Raw genomic sequence first — 26,102 nt, forward strand, 5'->3', positions numbered from 1 at the left:
TTATGCACCGGAATGACATCAAATAGATGTGTTTTAACTTAATCCAACTTTTAAATTTTTCGCTGTTAGTACTAATGATTCATTAAAGAAGCTGTCAATATCACCAATACTATCTATATTTTTTGTACTGATAGATTGGTCAATTCTTTTGACCAAATTAGATAAAACTTTATTAGGGCCAATTTCAACAAATTTGTTAATGCCACGGCTTAACATATACAAAACCATTTCTCTCCATTTCACTCTGCTTACAGCTTGCTTGGCGAGTAAAGTTTTTATAACTTTGGGATCACTCTCCTCTTTAGCTGTAACATTTGATATCAAAGGAACTATAGGACGGGTTATTTTAATACCCTTCAAAAACTCCAAAACTTTTTCATCAGCAGGTTTCATAAGAGATGAATGAAAAGGCCCACTAACCTGTAATTTAATTAGTTTCCTCACACTCGAGTTTTTGAATAAATCGGGTAACATTTCAAGAGCTTCTCTAGTGCCACTTATAACCACTTGTCCGCCACCGTTATCGTTTGCAATTTCACAAATTCCGTCAATTTGAACTGATTTCAATATATCTTCCACTTCATTTATCTCTGCTCCAAGCAACGCAACCATTCCGCCTTTACATTTCAGTGAAGCTTCATGCATTGCTTCGCTGCGAACTTTCAGCAGCTTGATTGCAGACTCAAGCGTTAACGCTCCTGCAGCACACAGCGCTGTATATTCGCCAACTGAATGCCCACAAACATATTTAACATTGTGATCAGTGAAAAGAGATTTGCCAAACACATGCTCCATAACACGTAGCATTGCAATTGATACTGCCATTATAGCTGGCTGAGCGTTTTCTGTAATGGTTAATTCTTCAATAGGACCGTTGAAGATTAAATTAGACAGCTTTCCATCCAATATGCTATCTACTTCATTAAATACTTGTCTTGCAACAGAAAACTCACTATATAAGCTCCTGCCCATTCCTACAAACTGAGAGCCCTGACCAGGGAAAGCGAAAATCATGATAATTATTACTTATTCCTTATTAAGTATAACATTTTATTTATTTTTTGTCAATATTTTAGAATAATGATTGACTTAGTGAATTAAGTTCACTAGAATGTTAACTGACTAAAAGTTTATAAACAACAATGAATTATCATAAAATTATTATAGTTATGACAGACGGTCAAGAGTTTGAAACTCGTTCCACTTATGGAAAGGAGGGAGATAGGGTAAAACTTGATAGAGATCCTCTTACTCACCCTGCATGGACTGGAAGTTTGACAAGCGGGTTAGCAAGTAAAACTAGCAAATTAGCTAAGTTTAACGATAAATATGGAAGCATTTTCTAATTCTCCTCCTCTTTAAGTTTTAGAGAGTTTACTGAAGCATGCATAAATACAAGAATATAGGCTATGTTGCTTCTCCATCACCAAAATCGCAGGAAGTATCTAAACTATTAAAGAAACTTAATTTTATCAATATAACAGAAGAAAATAAGTCCGAAATCGATCTATTGATAGTTGTTGGCGGTGATGGCTTTATGCTACGCACCTTGCATAATTACGTTATAGAAAATAAAAACATGCATGTGTATGGGGTAAATACCGGCAATGTTGGGTTTTTGATGAATAAATGCTTTAGCCGCAGTGAAGATTTAATTGATCATATAGAACATGCAACTTCAACTCAGTTAACTTTGCTAAAAATGGAAGCAACAGACACAAGTGGCAAGAGGTATCACTACATAGCGGTAAACGAGGTATATGTTTTTAGAAAAGCAAACCAAATAGTAGAAATGAATATCACTATTAATGATAAGCTAAAAGTAGAAAAATTTAGAGGGGACGGAGTAATATTATCTACTCCCACAGGTAGCACTGCATATAACTTCTCTGCCGGTGGCCCAATCTTGCCGCTAAATTCAAATTTACTTGCATTAACCTCTATCAATAGCTATTACCCAAGGCATTGGAATGGAGCGTTAATATCAAACGATACAATCGTACAAATTGACATTAACGACACAAAAAACCGTCCAGCACTTGTAGTATCAGATTACAAAGAATTTCATGATATATCACAGATAAAAATACAAAAAGACCATGAGAACACAATCACTTTGCTTTTTGACAAAGATTACCCTCTGAATGAAAGAATCTTTGATAGACAATTTCTATACTAATAATGTATCTGTTCAGATACATGGCTAATGTACAAATATTGAAACAAAAATTCCAGTGCCCCTGTGATGTCATTCCAGTGCTTGACACTGGAATCCAGCTTTTGATCAAAAATGTTGTATAGTACACAATCAAATTTTCTGGATCCCAGTGTCTGGGCACTGGGATGACACCCATTTGTTCCTATAGTTGTCTTTTCTCGTCTACCTTATTTTGCCACTCTGCTAAACAGATACATTATCTGTAAATTGGTATTTACTACATCTTAATAACTATAGCGTAATCAATGCAGCATAGTAATTAACTTTGGAGTGAATATGCATGGGTCAGTCGAAAAATCAACAGTAAAATTAACTTCTTACGAACAAACAGGTGACAATAGCAAGATAACACTAAAAGATCCACCATCGCCTGAAGAAGCAGGAAATGCTATCTCAAGTGTACTGAATGTAGTACCACGTGTGCAGGGAATGTCACATGAAGAATCAGATGATGAGGAAGTGGATCCTACTTATGCATCTGTAAATCGACAAAAAGATGGTGATGGAGCACCACCGATTTTGCCAAAAGCTCCAGGTTTACAAGACAAAGAAGACAAAAATTTGTTTGGTCTTAGTACTGAAGTACTACCTCCTTCCCTAGAAGAAACAAAAGGTGAGACTCATGATTGGGTATCACAAACAGCAAGTTTAGGTTTAGGAGGATTATCTGGTAATGGATCAGAAGAACATATTTATGCAGCTATAGACCCAAATGCAAAATCTTCGAAAAAGAGTTTAGACAGTGGAATAGGTGGTCAAAACTCAAAAGATGATTTAGGTGCGTCTTCAAATACTTTACCATCGTATAAAAGCAAAGATGACTCTGAAGAGTCTTTGTCACTAAATTCTGATATAGGTAGCACAACAAATAAAAAAACAAACAGATTCTTGCCAAGAGCAAAGTATGCCATGCAGCAGAAGGGTTTTATAATTTTTGGTGCAAGTGCTATTATACTCAGTATATCTGCAGCTTTATTATATTTACAAGATAAAGCAAAATTTATTGCATTTTTTACAAACAGCCCAAAATATATCACTATACCAGTTATCGCACTTGCTGCATTGCTTGCAATTGGTCCAATATTTTTTGCAACAAGGCAATTTATAGATACTGAAGAACATTCCATTCAAAAAAAAGATGCGGATAAAATTTTAGCTGAGGTGTTGGAGCACCAGCCAAAAGATAAAGCTATAAAATCTGTAAGACTGGAATATAGCAATGGCACTCATTCAAATTTTGTACTTAATGCTTGGGAAGCTAAACAAGGCTTCACTAACATTGACGAAAAAGTAATTACTAGAACTAATAAAATAAAATCAGTAATTAACGACAGACCAATATTTACTGCATTATTTACTGGTGTAGTTGCTGCAAATATAGCGTTTCCTCTAGGGCTACTTGCAACACATGGTGTTAATGGTGTACAAAAATTTTACCAAAACCCTTTGACTAATAACATAGGATTATCATTACTTATAGGTTCTGGTATACTTGCATTACTCATTGTGGGTTTTGGCATACATTATTATAGAAAAACAAATTGCACTAATCTTATATATTCGCAGGAAAAGATTGACCCTGAAAGCGTTAACAAGAAATTCATTGAAGAAATAAAACACGAAAGAACAAATGTTCTTGGGGAAAACCACGGTAAAGACGCTAAACGCAGCAGCTTAACGCTTGAGCAAGTTGTGGTTCAATCTCATAATTGTAAGGATGTTGTTTATAGTGTCGGTTAATAAAATGCATGATATAGCTAGTGCAGCCCTACGTCATACCGCCGCAGACCGTCATACCGCGATTCATTCGCGGTATCTCTAGATCCCGCTAACACGTAGCGGGATGACGATTGTCAGGGTAGCACCTCCCTCCCCTGTCATCCAAGTAGCTGACACTGGGATGACAAAAAAAGGAGCACTGGAATGACATCACAGGGGCACTGAAATGACATCCTCCTAGTAGAGATCGCTTTTGTAATTGCAACATTCACGTGTATCCGTTCAGCTAAGCGGTGTAAGAGATGATAGATAAGAGGTTTTGGAAAGGATTGAGACCCCTTTGTTTCCATGTCAAGTATAATGAAATTATCCGTTCAAGGAATGCATTTCCCCGCTTCGATTGGGTAAAATATGAATTTTTGCGATAAACGACATAATGCCGAATTTGCTGTTCAGCATGGTTATTTGTCAGCGGAATATTTTCTGGGTCATCTAAAAATTTCCACATCATTCTTTCAGATTTCAAAATATTCTTTGCAACTCGAGAAGCTCCAATTGCTTCAGGTAAGCGAGATATTTCCTTCAAATAATACCTTGTACGTTTTCGCAATTTTCTTGCACGTCTGGCAAATCTTAAAATGTCTATCTCATTTTTTAGTAAAGCTTTTTTTAGTGCAAATAATTCAGTAGTGACATCTCTTACATAACAGCCAAGAATCTTAACTTCAATGTTCCAGCTATGAGCCAGCCTTTCAAAATCTCTTATTAAATAAGCCCAGCAGATTTGCCTTTTCTTATCATTAAAGTAGTTGTAGGCTGAATATCTATCAGTTACTATCAAACTATTGCGATTGCAAAATGTGCTGTCTTGCAAAACCTTCATTCCTCTTGATTCTGTCAATTTTACAAAACTTGCCGTATTGCTTGCAAACATCCAACACCAGCCAAGTTTTCCTTTGTTATAGTGACTGGTTTCATCGATATGCAAAACCTCACTTCTGCTTATTTCTTGTTCGATTTGCTCATATGTTTTTTCGCATTTTAATGCAACTCTGTGTTCACTATTTGATATGCTGCCAACACTTATGTTCAAATTAAAAATGTCATTTATGATACTAGCCACTTCATGCTTTGAGTTTTTGTAAAATCCGCTGAGTGCTGCAATTATAGACTTAACCCTTGGACCAAATGTATCTGGCGTAACACCTTCTGGTAACTTGCTACTTTTTCTTTTTCTGCATCTCCAACAACGACCATGTTCCAATTACTACATAAGGCCTAATTTCCGGAAGATCAACTTTTTGGTGAACATAAGGTTTTTCGCATATTACAAGCTCTCCTCCGCATTCGCAAATATTAGGCGACTCTATTTTTACTACTTTATCCGCTTCCATTGTAGCATGAAAATTTCCTTTATGCTCAACCTGATCGCCAACATTCCTTTCGCTTTTTGGCTTGTCCTTTTTTGTTTTGTACAATTCTTTAGAGCTCGGTAGAGATGAATTTTTCGAGTTTAAACCAAGCCTTTCCTTTAATTCAGCGTTCTCTATCTTTAAAGCTTTATTTTCTGCTTTTAAGTTTTCTATCTCTGCTTTCAGTTTTTCTATTTTTTGCTGTAAATTTTTGCAAAGTTCTAAAAGGTTTACCACATTACCTCACTTTTGCTCTATGATTATCTTTTTAGATCACTTTGTCTACCTTATTCTACCACTCCGCTGAACGGATACCTTGGGTTAGCTATAGCTAACACCACAATTGTACTAACATTGTGATTTGAGAACAACCTTCACCAGAAAGGGTGTCATTCCAGTATTAAGCACTGGAATGACGAGAGGTAACGCAAGAAGTTTACTCTTAATAAAAACCTGATGATGAATCATTATTACCAAATTTCGGCCTATTTCTGTTGCTGAAACCAGAACGAGGACGAGGAGGCCTCTTATGGTGACTTCCTCCAGGTTTTCTACTAAATGAATTATTGTAATAATTATCCCTGTCATTTGGACCATCTTTCCTTTCCTCGTTGTAAAGCTCACCTTCAAAAAACTCTCCCGTCTCTTGATCAACCCGACGTCTTGACAACTTTGGACACCCACCTTTTTCGAAGTCAATTACTAGTGCTTTGAAAGTATCATCTTGTTTAAGTACGCTCTCTATAGAATCTATATGTTCATTAGCTACTTCACTTATGTGCATTTTTCCTTTTCTGCCATTAAGAAATTCAAGCTCTACAATAGACTTCTCTATTCTTACAACCTTGACATCAACTATAGAACCTTGTTCTAGTTCTGTTATTGAATCAATCATCATACTCTTTGCAATTTCAGCTTCAGTGCCACTCGTAGCAAAAACAGAAACTTTACCATCATCTCCTATTTCAATTTTTGCATTACTTCTTTCACACACACTGCGTATATTTTTCCCCTTAGAACCTATAGCAGCAGAAATTTTGTCTTTATCTATGTAAAATGATAACATCCTTGGTGCATGGTCTTTGACATCATCACTGTGTTCTGAAATCACTGCATTCATTTTTTCTAAAATAAGTAATCTTCCAGCTTTTGCCTGTTCTAAAGATTTTTCAACAATTTCAAAGCTTATACCAGAAATTTTCATGTCCATTTGTAGCGCCGTAACCCCTTCACTAGTTCCTGCTACTTTAAAGTCCATATCACCAAGATAATCTTCATCACCAAGTATATCGGAAAGTATTACATACTCGTCTTTATCTTTGATGAGACCCATAGCAATTCCAGCAACAGGGGCCTTTATTGGCACACCCGTATCCATTAAAGCAAGAGAAGTCCCACAAACTGTTGCCATAGAAGAAGAACCATCAGACTCCAAAATTTCGGACACTACTCTTATTGTATAAGGAAATTCAGACTTATCGGGTAAAACAGGATGAATTGCTTTCCAAGCAAGTTTGCCATGACCGATTTCTCTTCTTCCTGGTGCACGCGCAGCAGAAGTTTCTCCAACAGCAAATGAGGGAAAGTTATAATGCAACATGAAATGCTCACGTCTATCCCCTTCAATATCATCCACAATTTGCTCATCTTGAGTGGTGCCAAGAGCAGTAACAACCAGTGCCTGAGTATTGCCTCTTGTAAATAGTGCAGAACCGTGAGTTTTGGACAGAATATCAACTTCAACTTCTATCTGACGTATCTCATCATGCTTACGACCGTCTATCCTTACACTTTTCTTCCTAATTATTTCACGTACTAAAGATCTTTCAAAATTTTTTACTGCATACGTAATTAACTTTTCGTCTTTTCCAGTTTCTTTAAGAGTATTCAATATATTCTCTCTGATCGCTTCTAGAGCTTGAACTCGCTCTTGTTTTACTGTTTGCGAATATGCTTTTTCAAAATCTTTACCGTATTTTTCGAGCTCTTGTGTTATATCTGATGCATCAATAGGGGCAAAGCTCTCAGGTTTATTGCCAATTGTATCAGCAAACTCTTTTATGAGCTTAATGACAGGCTTAAGGTGTTCATGGCCAAATTTTATTGCATTAAAAACATTTTCTTCAGAGAGCTCTTTCACTTCTGATTCAACCATTAAAATTGAATTTTCATCACCAGACAAAAACAGATCCAAGCTGCTTGCTTTCATCTCTTGAACAGAAGGGTTGAGTATATAGTTATTATTTTCATCACAACCAACCATCACTCCAGCTATAGTAAAGTGAAAGGGAACACCAGAAATTGCAAGAGCTGCAACAGCACCAATCAATGCTGGCACTTCAGGAGGATTGACTGTATCATAAGTTAATAGATTGCACACCACACTAATTTCATCATGAAATCCTTCTGGGAATAGTGGTCTTATACTTCTATCTATTACTCTTGAGATTAAAGTTTCTCTATCAGATGGCTTGCCTTCTCTTTTAAAAAACCCGCCAGGGATCTTACCCATGGCATAGCTTTTTGCGATAAACTGCACATTTAAAGGTAGGAAATCAACGCTTTCTTCCTTCTTTTTACGTACAACAGTTACTAAAACAGAAGTATCACCGTAATTTACAACTACTGAACCATGAGCTTGGCGTGCTATTTTTCCTGTTTCTAAAGATAAGGCACGACCACCCCACTCTATAGATTTTTTTATAATTTTAAACATATTAAATTCCTCGATTATTTTCTAATGCCTAACTTCTCTATTAATTCCTGATAGGCTTCATTACCAAATTTACGCTTTATATAATTTAAGTGCTTGCGTCTTCTACCTATCAATATAAGTAAACCACGCTTAGAGTGATGGTCATGCTTGTGCACTTTAAAATGCTCAGTTAAGTTACTGATCCTCTCGGTCAAAATTGCACATTGTACAAAAGATGAGCCTGTATCATCTTCTTTAATTGCATATATATTTATCAAACTCTTTTTCTTTTCGGATGTTATCGACATCTAAACCTCATTTTAAATATTAAAAACACGAATAGGTTTCACACAACCATAAATAAAACTGCAGATTGCAATAGGTACACTACCCACCACCGTACAACAAATATCATGATTCTTTAAATTACGCAAGTTATTTAATACAACTTCCTGACCTTTTCTGATTTTCCCCGCATCTTCTAGGGAAATTTCAACTTTGAACATCGATTTTAAAGCCGATTCAATGGGGATGACGAAACTTTTTGTATTACTCCCTGTCACTCCATCATCTTCTGTCATCCCACCCCCCTCTGTCATCCAAGTAGCTGACACTGGGATGACGAGAAAGGAGCACTGGAATGACATCATAGGGGCGCTACCATCATAAAGGAACCAGTGTCAGCTACTTGAATGACATCATAGGGGCGCTGGGATGACACCCTGACAATCGTCATCCCGCTGCTTGTTAGCGGGATCTATGCTAAAGGAGATACTTGGATAACAAGAAATATAGGTACTGGAATTGTAAAGAGTTTGCAAATATTAGTTATTACCTGTAGGATATAAAGAAATTAGTAAGGATTTTAATAGGAATAATATGCCATCTGTTACTTTTATTTTACCTGATGGGAGTAAGAAAAGCTATGAAGCTGCAGAGGGAGAAACTCTGCTCAATTTAGCCCAGAGAAGTGATCCAGATCTGCTTGAAGGTGCATGTGAAGGTTCTCTTGCTTGCTCTACATGCCATGTAATTGTTGATCCAAAGTTTTATAATGCTGTAGAAATACATAACCCTATATCTGATGAGGAAAATGATATGTTAGACCTAGCTTTCGGCTTAACAGAGACGTCGAGGCTTGGATGCCAAATAAAAATCACAAAAGATATCGACGGCTTGTGTGTAACCATACCAAGGGGTACAAGAAACATATCATTAGATAAATAGGGGAATCATGCGTAAGATTTTTATCTATATTATCATCTCTTTACTTTTGTTTATTCCTGTAGCGTATAGTGGTTTTTGGTATTTTTCTGCATGTAAGGTAAAAAATCTTTTAGCTGAAACAATACTATACATTAACGACGAAAAATTTGATATTTCACATGATTTTAGTGGATTTCCTTCTAACCTAATTTTCCGTGTGACAAACCCAAAATTTTCCAATGAGCAATTAACCATCTCATCTGATGCTTTATTGATAAAAAATAGATTGTTTGATAAATCAGTATATATCTACATACCAAGCAATGAAGTCAACATTGCTGTTCATGATGATGAGAAAAAGAATATAAAATGCCACACAAACGATAGCAGCCACTTTGTTGTTAGACTAAACGATTTACCATCTTCATTGCGATTCAACAAAAATAGTACCGTGATAGACTATATAGATACACTTCGTTACGAAGATTATGGATTAAAATGTGATGTTTTAGAAAATCAGCAAAGTGTTATAACTGAAGTGAATGATAAAAGCAATTACATTCAATTTCACCTCGATAAAGAACCAAGTGGAAATACTAAACTAGGATTTGATTTTTATACTTATCGGTATAAAAATACTGCAAGTCCTGAAAGTTACCTTAGTATCGACACTAAATTTGATTACGAATTTGTAAACCACATCTCAGCTTCCAGAATTAATTTCAACATAGAGAAATTTTTAATTCAAAGTAATAATTTTTCTCTTGCTGCAGATGGTGGAGTGCGAAATTATAATTTGGTTACGTCTTCATTTAAAGACAAAATCAACGTGGCTATATCAAATTATAAAGAATTAATCTCGTTTATGATTGGTGACTCAAAAACTTCAGATGCGTTTGAAAAATTAATGTCTTCCTTATCAGAAAAAACAACTGATGATGGGATTCAATTTTCAATAAAGTACGATGATGATGTAGGGTCAAGCTTTATTGGAAAGTTATCCACCACTGATTTTATGAACCAGCTCAGTAAAATAACCCAATTAACCAAGGATGAGAGCAGTAGTTAGTTTACTTTTCATATTGATATTCCACTCAGGCGTAAACGCTTTTACTCTGGATAATAAACTCAGAGATAAAAGCATGGAAAAACGAGCAACCAGTTTATTTGAAATAATAAGGTGTCCAATATGTTCTGGCGAATCATTGTCTGAATCTGGATCTCAGATCGCGTATGATATGCGAGAAGCAATTCGTAAAAAAATCAATGATGGATACACAGATGAAGAGATAATCTCAGAGTTAAAAAATTCTTACGGCAATTCAATTATAATCGTACCGCCTATAAAATCTAGCACTTACATTTTGTGGTTTATTCCACTTACAACTCTGCTTATTGGGTGTTTTTTAATACAAAGATACATCAATACAACCACTTAAACCTTTTATATATAGCTAAAGTGACTTAGGTTCTCTAATTGCACATAAGTCAACAATAATTTTCACACAAATCAAAACAGCATATCTTCTCCATAATCCTTGGTAATTTTACATAAGTTAAAAGTAGCATATGGTTCTCTCCGCGGTCTGAGATGACAATAAATTTGTCAAGCCGCATTATACTTGTTAGGCGGAAGTGGACGGCAACATGTTTATACCAATTCTCATTACTAGTGAATCAAATAAGCGGCATTGCAGAGTTTTTTAATTGTGGAGTGAGAAAGAGAGGTAATAAATTTGCACAAAGCGCTCTCAAGCAAAGCAATTGTGTCGTAGATTTTGTTACGCAAAATGTTCTGTTTTATATATAACCAAAACCTCTCAACAGGATTGAGGTCAGGTGAGTATGGTGGTAGGTATATAATGTCGATATTTTTAGGTACTTTTAAATTTTTTGACTTATGCCAACTAGCACAATCCATGATAAGAAATGCCTCCCTTGTTCCTAAATATTGTGACATCTGCTCAAGGAATATATTCATACAATCAGTATTGACGTTTGAGCTAGAACTTTCTCCATTTCTGGGATTAACTGCACTATAGAGATAAAAATTTTGCCTACCTAGTTTTACCTTAACCTGTGTCCTAATGCCTTTTTTAAACCACCCGTGTCCAATCTTTGAATGTGTGCCAAACCGCGATTCATCGAAGAAAAATAGCTCTTTTTCAGGATACATGACAATAGTTTCATTAAGATTTTTTTTTAAATTCCTCTTGTTTACTTTTATCTTGTCCGTTATGCACTGGTCTTGGTGTGATATATGAGAATTTCATTCTTTGCATATTACGGTGTACTGTAGATTTGCTGATATTCAAACCAAACTTTTCTTGAATTCTTATTTTCATTTCTTTTATAGTAATATTGGGGTTTTCCTCTATCCACACCTCAACTTGTTCACGTTGACTTTGATTCAATATAGTTTTTCTACGGCGTTGAGGCGGAGCAAATAATTTTTCTTCTCTGCCAAATTTTAGGTCATGCAGTAAGTGCCTTTCTTGAAATGCAGCATATCTTTGCTACGGCTGTTATACTGTGCTTTTTTGCTGCAATTACAGCATTTAGTTTTTTTGCAACATATGCGTTATTTCTTACTTTCTTCAGCATTTCTTTTGCTGATTCCACCACTTTTTCATCCAATAATTTTGATCTTAATGCCATTTAAACCTCGCTACTTTACTTACTTCAGTATGGCTTTTTTTCTATTATTGTCTATCCGTTACTTGTGTAGCGGGAATTGGTATTACCACGAAGTCTAACTAAGTTCTTGCTTGTCCCTTCCATCGGCATTGCTATCTTTATTTTCAATAAAATTATTGTCCTATGCTCTTTTGATGTTTATTGATAATAAAATTCTGTTTTATCAACCAACATCCTATGCATAATTACAGCTAATTTTCTTGCTACTGCTACAATTGCTTTTTTCATTCCTTTTTTCTTCGCAACCCCAGTTTTTTAATTTAAATGTCCTCTTGGTAACTGTAAGCATTGTTTGTGCAGCTTCATATAACATACTTCTACATTCCGCTGGTCCCATCTTTGATATGCTGCCATGCCGATCAACTTCTCCAGAAGAATATTGCCTTGGTGTCAACCCTATATACCCCAGTTGCGGATTAGCCAACGAAGTAAAGCTTAGAAATGCAGCGGCTGTATGGAATATGAAACAAGCGTAGAAAAAATGTGTACCAAAAAATTTATCGGTGATCTATGGCGAGTATGCTCAATCTCAAATTTGTTTTTCAGAGAGCCAAAAACTGTCTCAATAATCGATCTTTTTCTTAACAAAATCTTCTCATTTAGCGCCATTAATGAGTTTTTCATACCCTTTTTTATACTGGTTACAAGCTTTAACCCTCTATCGAATAATTCGTGAAAAAGATCTTTTTTGATATATCCTTTATCTCCAAACAATAATCCAGTCAATTTCTTAGTTAAATTTGGCACAGGTATCAACGTTGCCTTTTATCACCGTAACCCCTTGAATTTCGCCAGTTTCATTGATTACTAGATGTACCGAAAAACCACCCATAAGTAGTCTTTCCAATCTTTGCCAACCCTTTGAAAACTTTGTTTCTCGAGGTCCTTTTTGGATGGCAAACAGCGATAGATGTTGCATCTATGTACGAAATCCCTGTCACTTTTGACTGTTCGCAAAACCATTGCATTAAGAGCGCTAAATACCATAAAATCCGCGATTTTAACCTGATAAACCTACTATAGGATGGCAATTTTGGAAACGCTGATTCGTATAATAATTTCAAATAATGCACATAGAAAATTTTAAAATTGTCGCACTTGATATAGCAATATTATGGTAAAAATCTCTGAATGCGTAATCTCTGGCGTCCTGGTTGGTTTTTTGCCACTTGGTAGAAGTTTTTCTGCAAAATTTTCATCGACTGTATTGCAAAAATCATCGACTATACAAAAGATTTCTGTTACTTTCTCTTTCATTGGTAACCTCCTATTTTAGGAATGAATATCAAATACCTCGGAGTTTACCCTATTTCCTTACCTTTTCTATTTTTTCTAATTTACAACTGGGGTTAGCAGTGCTGTGAGAATGGTTGAAAGCGCAAAAGAAAACCTCTCGGAAGTTAAAAATATACTGGTCGATGCAGGTTATACAGGAGAAAATTTTGCAACTAAAATAAAAACGATTATTGGAGCAACTGTAGAAGTAATAAAACGAAGTGAATTACATTCCTTTGCTGTATTGCCACAAAGATGGGTTGTAGAGCGATCTTTCGCTTGGTTAGAAAAATGCAGACGATTGTGGAAAAATTGCGAGCGAAAACTTAACACTAGCCTACAAATGGTCGTTCTTTCCTTCATTTCTCTTCTATTGAGAAGATTTTAAACAGGTTCTAAATCTTTATTTTAAAAATGTCATATTGACCACCGGTACCTGAAAATACTATTCCAATTGATCAGAGCTATCCATTTCCTTAATTTTTGTAACGTTGTCATAGGAGTACTATAACTTTAGTATCAACTATGTTTTATTGTTTTTGCATCTAAAAAAATTTAGCTTATTCAAGCAGCATTTTGCCTTTTTTTGGATGTAGGGATTTTTTAGGAATTGTCTTCTTGAATTCTATGGTATTTTGTTTAACATTGAAACAAGATTCCAGTGTCAGCTACTTGCATGACATTGTTGGTTAATGTTTTATGGCTTTACGATAGCTATACAACTTATCTTAAAAGCAATATAGTGTTTACTATACAATGAATCAAAGATAGTAAGTAAAGTCTATGGAATTTCAAATCGCTACACATTTTCAACCGGCTGGGGATCAACCACAGGCAATCGATAGCTTAATTGCAGGGCTAAATAGCAATAAAAGAGATCAGGTTTTGCTTGGAGTTACTGGTTCTGGGAAAACTTTTACTATGGCAAATGTTATTGCAAGGACAAACAGGCCTGCATTAATTATGGCACACAATAAAACTTTAGCAGCACAGCTTTATGAGGAAATGAAAGGATTGTTTCCCCATAATGCTGTTGAATACTTCATTTCTTATTATGATTATTATCAACCTGAAGCCTATTTACCACAAACTGATACTTATATCGAAAAAGATTCTGCAATTAACGAAAGAATTGAGATGCTGCGTTATTCCACCGTCTGCTCCCTTTTGGAGCGCAGGGATACGATCGTAGTTGCCAGTGTTTCCTGCATATACGGTCTTGGTTCGCCTGAGAGCTACCGCAGCATGATCATACCGCTTAGTGTTGGAAATAAAATTCGTATTAATGATTTCCTGAGCAACTTAACTGATCTTCAATACAAGCGCTCTGATGCCAGGTTTGAGAGAGGATATTTCAGAGTGCGCGGCGATATTATTGATATATTTCCTTCCCATTATGAAAATAAAGCTTGGCGTTTATCGTTATTTGGCGATGAAATAGAAGAAATTTCTGAAGTTGATGCTATAACGGGCAATGTTACCAAAGGCGTAAATAAAATCACCATTTTTCCAAATAGCTATTACATAACCCCGCGTGAGGCTTTGTTGCAGGCAATTGAACTAGTCAAAAAAGAGCTGCATGAACGCTTGGATTATTACTACTCGCAAAATAAGATTGTTGAAGCAAAGCGCCTCGAGCAACGCACTAATTTTGATATCGAAATGATGAGAACAACAGGAATATGTAAAGGTATTGAAAATTATTCGCGTTATCTCTATGGAATGGAAGCTGGGGATCCACCGCCTACTTTGTTTGAATATTTACCCAAAGACGTAATTTTATTTGTTGATGAGAGTCATGTCACCGTTCCTCAGGTTGGTGCGATGTACAGTGGTAATGAGGCGCGTAAAAAGAAATTGATTGACTATGGCTTCAGGCTCCCTTCCGCTTTTGATAATCGTCCATTAAAATTTGAAGAGTGGGAGGGAGTTAGGCCGCAGACTGTTTACATTTCAGCCACTCCAGGAAAGTATGAGTTGGCAAAGACCAATAATGTATTTATAGAGCAAGTTATCCGTCCAACAGGGCTTACAGACCCAATCTGCATTGTAAAACCAATAGAGAGTCAAATTGATGATGTAATTCATGAGGCACAAGTGACAATAGGGAAGGGATTTTGTGTTTTAATCACTACATTGACGAAAAAGATGGCTGAAAATTTAGCTGAATATATGAGTGAATTGAATATGAGAGTGAGTTATTTGCATTCTGATATTGCTGCGCTGGAGAGAATAGAAATTATATACAAATTGAGATCTAAAGAAATCGATGTTTTAGTAGGTGTTAACTTGCTGAGGGAAGGTCTTGATATTCCAGAGTGTGGGTTGGTTGCAATTTTGGATGCTGATAAAGAAGGATTTTTGCGATCGGAAACTTCATTAATTCAAACGATTGGTCGTGCTGCACGTAATGCTGAAGGTAGAGTAATTTTGTATGCAGATAAAATCACTGGTTCTTTAGATCGTGCATTGAGAGAGACCGAAAGAAGAAGAAAAAAACAAGAAGAACATAATATATTGCACAATATTATCCCGAAGACTATAATAAAACCTATATCAAACACCTTACAGGAGAGGGCAATAGCAGAACCGAAAGTAAATACTAATAAGGATGATTTGAGAAAGCAAATGATAGAGCATGCTAAAAATTTGGAGTTTGAAGAAGCAGCAAGAATAAAAAAATTATTGTAAGGTTAAGTAATATATGATGCTATGGGCATAGCATGAAAGTGTAAATAATTTTATTGATATCTTTATATTAATACTTTTTAAACATTTAGTACCATGCAATACTTACAATGGATGAGAAAAATTAACACCAGTGCTCTCAGGGTCAGCTAATAAAACACTTAGGTGGCTGAGAGCAGTGGATTAGGTACAACTGTTAACTTTTTTCTCCTGCAAGTATTGCTCGATCTTAGTAGCATCCATTTTAGTTCTAACAGTGGAAGTACTGGAGTTCGATGAGACTGACGACCCACCACTAGCTTCTAGTCCATCTTCATCACTTCCAGTATCACTAGTCGATTTTTGTGAAGACGATCCTGAATAACCACTATTTTTAGAATTTGTAGAAGTGTTACCACTAATTTCTTGTTCATCAAAGAACTTAAAAAGTAAGCCTTTTTCTGCCTCCGAAGGTAAACCTGGGTGTAGTTGCTTTCCCTCCTTCTCAGGAGAAGAAAGGAGTAAGTTTAGCTTCTCTTTCCCACCAGGAGTATACAGCAAGTATTTTAACTGTGCATCCTCAAGAGAGTTGGAATCTAGTTTCTTCTGCAGCTTAGGACAAAGAAATGGGCGTAGTTCCTTCTTCTCGTCATTAGTAAGAGGTTTTTCTTGAGGAGAAGCCACTTTTGAGAGTGAAGAATTACGGTGAAGCCATTTTGCTAATTTGTCACGAAATGAACGGTGTGACATATTTTTAGGTTCTACACGAGAATAAATAAGTAAGGATATTATATTGCCTGCCTCAGGAGAGAAAGGTTTGGATATTCGCTCTCCCTCAGGAGACAAAAGTAAGGGTAATCGCTCCTTCCCTTCAGGAGAAAGAACTAAAGGTATCGTCTTTTGCCCCTCAGGAGAAGGTGAAAACAGCAGCTCTTTTCCCTTAGGAGAAAAAAGTGAATGCAGTTGTTGTTTATTCTCAGAAGAAAAAAGCGAGCATAGTTGCTTATTCCCCTCAGTAGAAAAAAGAAAGTCTAGTAGGTTTTCCTGTTCACGAGGATCCGAAATCGAGGATAACTGCTTTCCCGCCTCAGAAGAAAGAAGTAAGGGTAGTTGCTTCTTCCCTTCAGAAGAAGAAAAATAATCTAGAAAACACAAAAAAGCTTTTACTGTTTCATTACTAGCACAAGTAGAAAAATCCGCAAGTGGCAGTGACTGTGGCCGCTTATTGTCTACGGGAGGATTTAGATCTTTCCTTGATTCAGATATCCCTGGAACAGTACTAGTAGTTATAGAAGAATTCGACTGTGGCCGCTCAAGCGACCCTAAACCACTATCTACAGAAATTTTAGAACTACGGTCCCCGGGCACATTTGGCTTGCTTACGGCATCTTGTGGCAAGTGTTCTGGAATACCACCAAAAGACGTGTTCTCTAGAGACTCTAATATACTAGATTGTCGTACCTTTGATGGAGTGCTACTACCTGAAAACGAATTACTTTCTGACCCTTTCCGGCTACTCGGAGATTCACTCTGTGGCTTTGCTTTAGAACACTCATCGTTACTTTCTAGATCACTTTCATCAGTAACTTGCTGTTTTTCAGGTTCCTCATTAGAAGCCACAGAATTTAAGGACATTGAATCATTCCATGCTGTAGGAAAAGGAGTCAATGATGGCCTATAGCTCACTTGCTGACCCTGAATCTTTATTAGCATACTTTCATCATCTGCCTGATCACCTTCCAATGCTCTCACACCCACCTGTGAGCAAGCCCCTTGCTCGCTTTTATCATGTTCTTCAGATTTCATACCCAAAATGTTCACATCTTTCAAACATGGAGAACGTGCAGAAAACTCAAGACTTGAGGACTTTTGATCATTCTTTGTCGTAAGTAGAATTGGTTTCGTCGATATTGTGTAATGAACTGGAGGAGTTATAACACGTGGAAAAGAAGTTAACGTTGATGGCAAAAAGTACGAATCCTCTGGCATACTTTCATCTCGTTTATCTATGTACGCGTATGAACTGGATGGCATGTCCGTTTGCTGAGAAGAAGTACTAGCCTGACCTATCTCTTCCCCCAGCACCCCCCGAAAAGGCTCTGTTTCTTTCTCTCTTTCTGATCCTTGCCTGGGATGCTTCTCTAACCCTTCACCACAACTTCGCTTGGGAAACTCCTGTGTCGGTGATGCTTCAGCTAATAGCGTTCGAGGAAGCCCAGGATCAATCTCTATTTGACCATCTTTATTGATTACAGAGTTTTCTATAATTACAGGAATTAAAAGAGCAATCTGTCTATTGGAAAAAGCATATACACCACCAAATCTACCTGATCGTGTGGTTTCAGTTTGACCTTTAATATCAGTCAAAAGATCATAACCAAATTGAGCATTAATCTTATTTGCCTCACCACGATTTAGGTACCTTGAAATATTACCCTCTTTGATTGTAGGTATAAAAGCAAAGCGATCTCCATTACTTATCTTGTCTTTATCGATAAACTCATCATAGTAATACCTGTGGATTGATATTTCAGTTAAGCGAAAGATTAGCTCGCCTATAGCATCCTTGTAGTGTTTAGCTTTCACTTTTAAATTATCACTGTGCTGAAGGTAAAAATTATACCCCACCTCTTTTTTAGAAGCTTCTGTTATATTTCTAATGAAACCAATATTTTCAACATCTTTAACATATACCTTATTGCCATCAATATGATAGAAATCTGAATAACTACAACCATGCTCCTCCATTTGTGCTTGAAGTGCCATCACAAAATACGTTTGCAGATTTGGGCCATTAAACAACAGACATTTTATATAACTAGATGACGGATCCATTTTTGCCTGCTTTATACTTGCGTTTAAAGTCTCTTCAATGCGTTTTTTACCAAGATGATGTTTTTCATCAATTTTCTTAATCACTCGGTCTTCGACATCATTTTCAAATTCCTCAGCAAAGTGCACCTTGAGATTAAAAATTACTCTAGAGTCTATAGGAACTGTGAGCTTAGTTATTCTTGTTTTCTTGTCATACTTTAACCATTTCTTATCAAAGTGAAATGGAAAAGATTCAAGATCAAAAACGTGACAAGCTACAAACTCATCAGAATAATATTCTCTTACTAAGTCTCTTGCCATCTGTGATAAGTACCTCTCTGCAGAGCGCCGACCACAATTAAACTTAACGACGATATTATCGCCCTCCACAACAAAATTAGTGTTGACTTTAGAGCCGTAATTACTAACGTTAAATGCATTAACCAGCTCCTTAACAAAATCTAAACTAGTCATAACTCCTCCCCTATCAAAATATTACTTTTCTTTATTTTTACTCCCAGCCTTATCAGCTTTAGTACCACTCATCCTCGTATAAGGATACTTACCACAATCATCAAACCTACTACGACCCTCGTGCATGTCTGGTCCACCACCTTCTCTAGGATTAGCTTTTAGCCAGGCAGCAGAATCATACTCACCAGAGCCTACCTTAAAACGAGGATCTCCTTGTGAACTAGAGCTCGCTTGTTGTTTTTTATCCATAATACCCTCCGTTAATAAAAATATTATGTAATCTATATATTATAAATAAATCATAAGTGCAACAACTTTTTTGCATTTTCATAAATTTTTTTTTCATTTCCCTTTATAACCTCCTTTAGGCTGAACATTTATAGAATTAAGTTCTGATTCTGGTGAAATTTGATCCTGCTCAGCAAGTAATTCACCGCAAATTTTATCTATATCAATTGTTTCTTTGCCAGTATTACTACTCTTTTGTCCACCAATTGACCCTACTGTTGGTGTCTGCCCGCTAATATTCATGCTTTTCTTTTCTGATTTTTCACTAGACCGCCCTGTCTTTTCAACAAATATTGGCCCCTTCTCCGCAGGTTTCTGTGGACACACCTCTTTCTTCTGTTCCTCCGGCTTCGCTTTTTTCTCTTCTTTGTCCACTTTTTGTTTTTGTGAATTTTCATGAGATTTTCTTTCAAGCTCAGTAAGACGCAATAGATGTTTCAAAGGATCTGACACAATTTCAAGTTCTGGTTTGCTCAGAACAACCGGCCTTACAAATCCTGGTGAAATTTCAAAAAGGAAAACTGGCACTTTAGGTTTTTCTCTTTCATCCACTTTCATTTCTACGTTTTCGCAAACTTCTTTATTTTCTTCCTTTAATGATGTTTTTTCTGCTTTTTTATCTTCTTTTTTTGTAGATGCCTCTACCGCAGCCGCCAACTCAACTCCAAACATCTCTGCGAACATTGTAACAATCCATCCGACAACAGCCATTTGTAACCTGAGTTTCAGATCTTGCAATGCAGTTAATCTTTCTAACGCCCTTGCAAACTCTTCTTCTGATAACTCACCACTGCCTAATTTCTCCTGCAATTCTTTTATCTCTTTGTCCAACCTCTGATTGAAACTTAAATCGCGTGCAAAAATCTTCTTGATTAACTCCTTAAGCTTATCACGCAAAAACTTCATTATCGTAGCAATCAGGTTTTTTTCTTTCTTCTCCTTGAGCATTTGGTAGATTTTCGGATCATCTACATCTACTTCAAAAAGGGTAAAGAGAGATTCAAAGAAATTCCAGAAATCTCCGAGTACTCTTCCTTTTTCACCAGTGAAGTAATTCTCATCATCACCTTGCCCGATATGTAGCTCTGCTTGAGATGATATTTCATCGGTACAACTAGAAGCCTGACGCTCACACTCGAGCCTCCTGAGCAAATCTTGTCTGGTGAGCTCCTCTATGGCTGCTTTTAGTTCATTTAGCTTCTGCTCTGCAGAGAAATCTTGCTCCCTGATTTTTCCTTGGAAGATCGAGCTACCGTTTCCGTTATTATCTGAAAAATTTTCCATTATTTTTGCCTGCTCAATAAAATTACTGCCTCTGTTGTTACCTGAAAAGCTTTCCGCCATTTTTACTTCCTTCATAAAACTTAATAATTTAATTCTACAGTACTAAATATTTAAGAACTATTAATGTAAAGATGTCAATAAAATTATTTACATTTTTACACCATATATATACATGTGCTATTTAACCTTTCAATAATATTTTTTATTTTTACTGCTTCTTCAAACTCTAGCATGCACTTTTCTTAAATTATCCTTATTAATATTTGCTTTTGCCTCTATCCCACTTTTTCTTGTAAAGTATTTGATATAGATTTTATTATACTCTTTGGCATAACATTTGCAACATACTTTATCTATAAATGGAAATTATTATACTTGCAGCTAGACACAATTTGAAATAATTTACACTATAAAGTTAAGGAACGAGATCCCAGTGTCACGCACTGGGATGACAGCAGTCCTACGTCATACCGCGATTCATTCGCGGTATAGATTCCGCTAACAAGTAGCGGAATGACGAATTTTTGTTTTTCAAATTATCGTAAGTCACTTTAGCTATATCAGACAATAGAGGCAGTGCGTAGAGGAGCTCACCAGACAAGATTTGCTCAGGAGGCTCGAGTGTGAGCGTCAGGCTTCTAGTTGTACCGATGAAATATCATCTCAAGCAGAGCTACATATCGGGCAAGGTGATGATGAGAATTACTTCACTGGTGAAAAAGGAAGAGTACTCGGAGATTTCTGGAATTTCTTTGAATCTCTCTTTACCCTTTTTGAAGTAGATGTAGATGATCCGAAAATCTACCAAATGCTCAAGGAGAAGAAAGAAAAAAACCTGATTGCTACGATAATGAAGTTTTTGCGTGATAAGCTTAAGGAGTTAATCAAGAAGATTTTTGCACGCGATTTAAGTTTCAATCAGAGGTTGGACAAAGAGATAAAAGAATTGCAGGAGAAATTAGGCAGTGGTGAGTTATCAGAAGAAGAGTTTGCAAGGGCGTTAGAAAGATTAACTGCATTGCAAGATCTGAAACTCAGGTTACAAATGGCTGTTGTCGGATGGATTGTTACAATGTTCGCAGAGATGTTTGGAGTTGAGTTGGCGGCTGCGGTAGAGGCATCTACAAAAAAAGAAGATAAAAAAGCAGAAAAAACATCATTAAAGGAAGAAAATAAAGAAGTTTGCGAAAACGTAGAAATGAAAGTGGATGAAAGAGAAAAACCTAAAGTGCCAGTTTTCCTTTTTGAAATTTCACCAGGATTTGTAAGGCCGGTTGTTCTGAGCAAACCAGAACTTGAAATTGTGTCAGATCCTTTGAAACATCTATTGCGTCTTACTGAGCTTGAAAGAAAATCTCATGAAAATTCACAAAAACAAAAAGTGGACAAAGAAGAGAAAAAAGCGAAGCCGGAGGAACAGAAGAAAGAGGTGTGTCCACAGAAACCTGCGGAGAAGGGGCCAATATTTGTTGAAAAGACAGGGCGGTCTAGTGAAAAATCAGAAAAGAAAAGCATGAATATTAGCGGGCAGACACCAACAGTAGGGTCAATTGGTGGACAAAAGAGTAGTAATACTGGCAAAGAAACAATTGATATAGATAAAATTTGCGGTGAATTACTTGCTGAGCAGGATCAAATTTCACCAGAATCAGAACTTAATTCTATAAATGTTCAGCCTAAAGGAGGTTATAAAGGGAAATGAAAAAAAAATTTATGAAAATGCAAAAAAGTTGTTGCACTTATGATTTATTTATAATATATAGATTACATAATATTTTTATTAACGGAGGGTATTATGGATAAAAAACAACAAGCGAGCTCTAGTTCACAAGGAGATCCTCGTTTTAAGGTAGGCTCTGGTGAGTATGATTCTGCTGCCTGGCTAAAAGCTAATCCTAGAGAAGGTGGTGGACCAGACATGCACGAGGGTCGTAGTAGGTTTGATGATTGTGGTAAGTATCCTTATACGAGGATGAGTGGTACTAAAGCTGATAAGGCTGGGAGTAAAAATAAAGAAAAGTAATATTTTGATAGGGGAGGAGTTATGACTAGTTTAGATTTTGTTAAGGAGCTGGTTAATGCATTTAACGTTAGTAATTACGGCTCTAAAGTCAACACTAATTTTGTTGTGGAGGGCGATAATATCGTCGTTAAGTTTAATTGTGGTCGGCGCTCTGCAGAGAGGTACTTATCACAGATGGCAAGAGACTTAGTAAGAGAATATTATTCTGATGAGTTTGTAGCTTGTCACGTTTTTGATCTTGAATCTTTTCCATTTCACTTTGATAAGAAATGGTTAAAGTATGACAAGAAAACAAGAATAACTAAGCTCACAGTTCCTATAGACTCTAGAGTAATTTTTAATCTCAAGGTGCACTTTGCTGAGGAATTTGAAAATGATGTCGAAGACCGAGTGATTAAGAAAATTGATGAAAAACATCATCTTGGTAAAAAACGCATTGAAGAGACTTTAAACGCAAGTATAAAGCAGGCAAAAATGGATCCGTCATCTAGTTATATAAAATGTCTGTTGTTTAATGGCCCAAATCTGCAAACGTATTTTGTGATGGCACTTCAAGCACAAATGGAGGAGCATGGTTGTAGTTATTCAGATTTCTATCATATTGATGGCAATAAGGTATATGTTAAAGATGTTGAAAATATTGGTTTCATTAGAAATATAACAGAAGCTTCTAAAAAAGAGGTGGGGTATAATTTTTACCTTCAGCACAGTGATAATTTAAAAGTGAAAGCTAAACACTACAAGGATGCTATAGGCGAGCTAATCTTTCGCTTAACTGAAATATCAATCCACAGGTATTACTATGATGAGTTTATCGATAAAGACAAGATAAGTAATGGAGATCGCTTTGCTTTTATACCTACAATCAAAGAGGGTAATATTTCAAGGTACCTAAATCGTGGTGAGGCAAATAAGATTAATGCTCAATTTGGTTATGATCTTTTGACTGATATTAAAGGTCAAACTGAAACCACACGATCAGGTAGATTTGGTGGTGTATATGCTTTTTCCAATAGACAGATTGCTCTTTTAATTCCTGTAATTATAGAAAACTCTGTAATCAATAAAGATGGTCAAATAGAGATTGATCCTGGGCTTCCTCGAACGCTATTAGCTGAAGCATCACCGACACAGGAGTTTTCCCAAGCGAAGTTGTGGTGAAGGTACGCTAACAGAGGCTAATATTCAGGATCAGAAAAGATCATCATCGATTCCTTCTTTTAGAGCATGGGATAGTTCAACATTCTTAAATTCTGAAGACTCTCTAAAAGATACGGAGAACATTTGTAATGAGGAACCTGAAAAACAGCAAGTTACTGATGAAAGTGATCGAAAAAGTAGTGATGAGTATTCTGAAGCAAAGTCACAAGATAGTAAATCTCCGAAGAAACATGGGGGTGGTGTTCAAAAAATAAAAAAATTTTTCTTTTCACATTTTAAGAAGCAACATGACGTAAACCTTAAGCGACATGATGAAGGGCGTGATTCGGTGTGTTCGATATCTTCAAGTGTAAGTGCTCCTGGGGGTTCTGTAAGTAAAAAGCCACCTATTTCTAAACGACTTTCATTACCAAATAGAGTAAGAGCAGAAAATAATTCACCCTCAAAAGAGACTTCTCCTGTAAGTTCTCTAGATGGTGATCCAGGCCCGTCACAAGGTACTATTTCGGGGAAAGGGGAGGTACTACCTGTAGAGTATAGATCTGATAACTCTAGTTCTAAAAAAGTTGATAGAGATAGTGGTTTTTGTTCTATGGGTTCTCCTGATGTGCAACATAAGGGAAGTGTCTCTTCAGAGCTTAAACATCCGCAACAGGTAAAGCATACGTCAGAAGCTTTGGGGAAAGAAATTTAGGTTTTTAGATATATCTTAACCACCCAAGTGTTTTATTAGGGTTGGGACCAAAATCCCTGACCCTGAAAGCACTGGTGTTAGTTTTTCTCATCCATTGCAGATATTGCACCGTACTATCCACTTGATCATCGTAGCGAGCTTCTGGGAACATTAAAATTTCGTACTCAAAATCATTGAGCCATACCGCTTGATGCGGCAGAAAAACCCTGCCAGACTCTATCACCGGAACAATTTGATAAAATCGAGTGAGTTTGTCATTGTGTGGCACAATTTCAATAATCGGTAGATCGCTATTTGCTTTTAGCTCTTGTGTTAATTGTTGACTACTCGTTTTTGCTTCGATCAAAATTGCGTGTGGTGCCCATCTTGCAGCTAGTGACAGAACTTGCTCTTTAAGCTTTGGGTACTCAAGCTTTGCTCGATATACATCAAGTAAATAGAATTTATTATCTATTTTTGCCCAGGTGGTGCAGACGCTAAAGTCGCTGGAATCGTTTGTTGAAACTGCAGTGTCCCAGCTTTGAGTTACATGTGAGAGATTATCAAGGAAATTTTTATAGCGCTTTAGCCACTCTTGTTTTATTATACCACTTGAAAGCGGCAGGGGGTTTTGTTGATATTGAGCAGCAAAAGCGTAACTCCCGAGTTCAACTTTTATCATCTCAACTTCTTCTCTTCCTCCCTCCAGGGGATATAATAACTCATTCTCTTCTCTTGAATATAAACCTTTTTCTTGTGTTATAATTGAGTCGATTATCTCCACTTTTTCAGAAATCATTGGCAAACAAATGTGATGCCATATGTTTTTTGGCTTGGATAAGAGGTGCCCTGTTAAGTCTTCCAGGTGGAGCCTATGCATCACAAGCACAATTACTCCTTTTTTTCTATCGTTGAGTCTCGTTACTAAAGTCTGATCGAACCAGTTTGTGGCACGTTTTCTAAATGTTTCACTCAAAGCTTGAGCAGGGTTAAGCGGATCATTCACAATAATAAAGTCACCACCTTCACCGGTTAATGTTCCTCCAACTGATGTTGCGATTCTGTATCCTCTCTGTACTGTTTGGAATTTGTATTTAGTGTTCTGGTCTTTGGATAGTTCTACCTCTGGAAATAGCTTTTTATACCAATCAGATTGCATTATGCACCTGGTATCGAGCGAATGTTTTTCACTAAGCAACTTAGAATAACTTGCAACTATTATTCTTGCAGTTGCCCAGTATCCATGCGGGCCACGCAACACTCATACATATGGACTTCATTGAACGCGGAGGCATATTGAATATTATGCGCCTTACTTCGCCAGCATTCGCTGCTTCCAGCCTGTCTGCTATGACTTTTATGTACTGATAATCATTATACTCACATCCCGGCACCACTGTTTGAAAGCACAGTTCAATGAATTTTAGAAAGTTCATGTTAGACCTCCTATAGTATCACCCAAGTAACCCCTATGGTGTCATCCAAGTAGCCGACAC

General features: G+C 36.5%; 19 protein-coding genes and 5 pseudogenes. 12 read left to right on the forward strand and 12 right to left on the reverse strand.

Annotated features, from left to right (window positions below):
* Window positions 1-33: 33 nt before the first annotated feature.
* Window positions 34-1,014: an ACP S-malonyltransferase gene (gene fabD / locus ABWU40_RS05695; RefSeq protein WP_353279168.1), complete on the reverse strand. Its 981-nt coding sequence runs from the start codon at window positions 1,012-1,014 to the stop codon at window positions 34-36.
* A gap of 128 nt (window positions 1,015-1,142) precedes the next feature.
* On the opposite strand from fabD, the gene rpmE reads away from it, so the two are divergent.
* The 3 genes from rpmE (at window position 1,143) to ABWU40_RS05715 (ending at window position 3,958) form a co-directional block, all read left to right on the forward strand.
* A complete protein-coding gene (rpmE, locus tag ABWU40_RS05700; RefSeq protein WP_007548602.1) occupies window positions 1,143-1,346 on the forward strand; it encodes a 50S ribosomal protein L31 in 204 nt (67 codons plus the stop codon).
* Between the two features lie 38 nt (window positions 1,347-1,384).
* Entirely contained in the window at window positions 1,385-2,179 is a 795-nt protein-coding gene (locus ABWU40_RS05705; protein ID WP_141457245.1) for an NAD kinase, read from the forward strand.
* A 315-nt stretch (window positions 2,180-2,494) separates the two neighbouring features.
* On the forward strand, window positions 2,495-3,958 hold the full coding sequence (locus tag ABWU40_RS05715) for a hypothetical protein (protein ID WP_015589260.1): 1,464 nt from the start codon (window positions 2,495-2,497) through the stop codon (window positions 3,956-3,958).
* A 265-nt stretch (window positions 3,959-4,223) separates the two neighbouring features.
* Here ABWU40_RS05715 and tnpC read toward each other — a convergent pair.
* The 4 genes and pseudogenes from tnpC to ABWU40_RS05735 all read right to left on the reverse strand — a co-directional run bounded on the left by tnpC (window position 4,224) and on the right by ABWU40_RS05735 (window position 8,694).
* Window positions 4,224-5,586, reverse strand: a pseudogene (gene tnpC / locus ABWU40_RS05720) (IS66 family transposase).
* Window positions 5,587-5,791: 205 nt separating this feature from the next.
* Window positions 5,792-8,065, reverse strand: coding sequence for a polyribonucleotide nucleotidyltransferase (gene pnp, locus ABWU40_RS05725; RefSeq protein WP_141457247.1), 2,274 nt, complete (start codon window positions 8,063-8,065; stop codon window positions 5,792-5,794).
* A gap of 14 nt (window positions 8,066-8,079) precedes the next feature.
* Entirely contained in the window at window positions 8,080-8,352 is a 273-nt protein-coding gene (rpsO, locus tag ABWU40_RS05730) for a 30S ribosomal protein S15 (RefSeq protein WP_006279944.1), read from the reverse strand.
* A 12-nt stretch (window positions 8,353-8,364) separates the two neighbouring features.
* Window positions 8,365-8,694, reverse strand: a complete 330-nt coding sequence (locus ABWU40_RS05735; protein WP_227738555.1) for a hypothetical protein — start codon at window positions 8,692-8,694, stop codon at window positions 8,365-8,367.
* Window positions 8,695-8,923: 229 nt separating this feature from the next.
* Here ABWU40_RS05735 and ABWU40_RS05740 point away from each other — a divergent pair, with 229 nt between their 5' ends.
* Genes ABWU40_RS05740 through ABWU40_RS05750 form a run of 3 tightly spaced genes read left to right on the forward strand, consistent with a single transcriptional unit; the run spans window position 8,924 to window position 10,689 of the window.
* Window positions 8,924-9,271, forward strand: coding sequence for a ferredoxin family 2Fe-2S iron-sulfur cluster binding protein (locus tag ABWU40_RS05740; protein WP_353279169.1), 348 nt, complete (start codon window positions 8,924-8,926; stop codon window positions 9,269-9,271).
* A gap of 7 nt (window positions 9,272-9,278) precedes the next feature.
* Entirely contained in the window at window positions 9,279-10,319 is a 1,041-nt protein-coding gene (locus tag ABWU40_RS05745; protein WP_015589262.1) for a hypothetical protein, read from the forward strand.
* Window positions 10,303-10,689, forward strand: a complete 387-nt coding sequence (locus ABWU40_RS05750) for a cytochrome c-type biogenesis protein CcmH (protein ID WP_015589263.1) — start codon at window positions 10,303-10,305, stop codon at window positions 10,687-10,689. Before ABWU40_RS05745 ends, ABWU40_RS05750 begins: the two co-directional genes overlap by 17 nt.
* 230 nt (window positions 10,690-10,919) lie before the next feature.
* Here the strand turns inward: ABWU40_RS05750 and ABWU40_RS05755 are convergent.
* The 3 genes and pseudogenes from ABWU40_RS05755 to ABWU40_RS05765 form a co-directional block, all read right to left on the reverse strand.
* Window positions 10,920-11,908 (reverse strand): annotated as a pseudogene (locus ABWU40_RS05755) (IS630 family transposase).
* 214 nt (window positions 11,909-12,122) lie between these two features.
* Window positions 12,123-12,371, reverse strand: a complete 249-nt coding sequence (locus ABWU40_RS05760; RefSeq protein ID WP_182309100.1) for a transposase — start codon at window positions 12,369-12,371, stop codon at window positions 12,123-12,125.
* Between the two features lie 11 nt (window positions 12,372-12,382).
* Window positions 12,383-13,204, reverse strand: a pseudogene (locus tag ABWU40_RS05765) (IS982 family transposase).
* 133 nt (window positions 13,205-13,337) lie between these two features.
* Between ABWU40_RS05765 and ABWU40_RS05770 the strand changes: the two are divergent.
* Both ABWU40_RS05770 and uvrB read left to right on the forward strand, forming a co-directional pair.
* A pseudogene (locus ABWU40_RS05770) lies at window positions 13,338-13,610 on the forward strand (transposase); the annotation flags it as partial.
* 395 nt (window positions 13,611-14,005) lie between these two features.
* The gene (gene uvrB / locus ABWU40_RS05775; RefSeq protein WP_141457217.1) at window positions 14,006-15,913 is read left to right on the forward strand and encodes an excinuclease ABC subunit UvrB; all 1,908 of its coding nucleotides are present in this window, start codon (window positions 14,006-14,008) and stop codon (window positions 15,911-15,913) included.
* Window positions 15,914-16,093: 180 nt separating this feature from the next.
* Here uvrB and ABWU40_RS05780 read toward each other — a convergent pair whose 3' ends face one another.
* The 3 genes from ABWU40_RS05780 to ABWU40_RS05790 form a co-directional block, all read right to left on the reverse strand.
* Entirely contained in the window at window positions 16,094-19,177 is a 3,084-nt protein-coding gene (locus tag ABWU40_RS05780; protein WP_353279170.1) for a hypothetical protein, read from the reverse strand.
* A gap of 21 nt (window positions 19,178-19,198) precedes the next feature.
* Window positions 19,199-19,426 (reverse strand): hypothetical protein, encoded by a 228-nt coding sequence (locus tag ABWU40_RS05785; RefSeq protein WP_353279171.1) that lies wholly within the window; start codon window positions 19,424-19,426, stop codon window positions 19,199-19,201.
* A 93-nt stretch (window positions 19,427-19,519) separates the two neighbouring features.
* On the reverse strand, window positions 19,520-20,809 hold the full coding sequence (locus ABWU40_RS05790; RefSeq protein ID WP_410530041.1) for a hypothetical protein: 1,290 nt from the start codon (window positions 20,807-20,809) through the stop codon (window positions 19,520-19,522).
* A gap of 544 nt (window positions 20,810-21,353) precedes the next feature.
* Between ABWU40_RS05790 and ABWU40_RS05795 the strand changes: the two genes are divergently transcribed.
* The 4 genes from ABWU40_RS05795 to ABWU40_RS05810 all read left to right on the forward strand — a co-directional run bounded on the left by ABWU40_RS05795 (window position 21,354) and on the right by ABWU40_RS05810 (window position 24,627).
* On the forward strand, window positions 21,354-22,451 hold the full coding sequence (locus ABWU40_RS05795; RefSeq protein ID WP_353279173.1) for a hypothetical protein: 1,098 nt from the start codon (window positions 21,354-21,356) through the stop codon (window positions 22,449-22,451).
* Window positions 22,452-22,544: 93 nt separating this feature from the next.
* The gene (locus ABWU40_RS05800; RefSeq protein ID WP_353279171.1) at window positions 22,545-22,772 is read left to right on the forward strand and encodes a hypothetical protein; all 228 of its coding nucleotides are present in this window, start codon (window positions 22,545-22,547) and stop codon (window positions 22,770-22,772) included.
* Between the two features lie 21 nt (window positions 22,773-22,793).
* Window positions 22,794-23,933, forward strand: a complete 1,140-nt coding sequence (locus ABWU40_RS05805) for a hypothetical protein (RefSeq protein ID WP_353279174.1) — start codon at window positions 22,794-22,796, stop codon at window positions 23,931-23,933.
* Between the two features lie 328 nt (window positions 23,934-24,261).
* Window positions 24,262-24,627 carry a hypothetical protein gene (locus ABWU40_RS05810; RefSeq protein WP_285520314.1) on the forward strand — a complete coding sequence of 122 codons (366 nt, stop codon included), beginning with the start codon at window positions 24,262-24,264 and terminating at the stop codon, window positions 24,625-24,627.
* Between the two features lie 4 nt (window positions 24,628-24,631).
* Here the strand turns inward: ABWU40_RS05810 and terL are convergent.
* Window positions 24,632-26,042: pseudogene (terL, locus tag ABWU40_RS05815) on the reverse strand (phage terminase large subunit).
* Between the last annotated feature and the right edge of the window lie 60 nt (window positions 26,043-26,102).

This window comes from Wolbachia endosymbiont (group A) of Cydia amplana (genome assembly GCF_964028495.1).
Classification (GTDB): Bacteria; Pseudomonadota; Alphaproteobacteria; order Rickettsiales; family Anaplasmataceae; genus Wolbachia; species Wolbachia pipientis.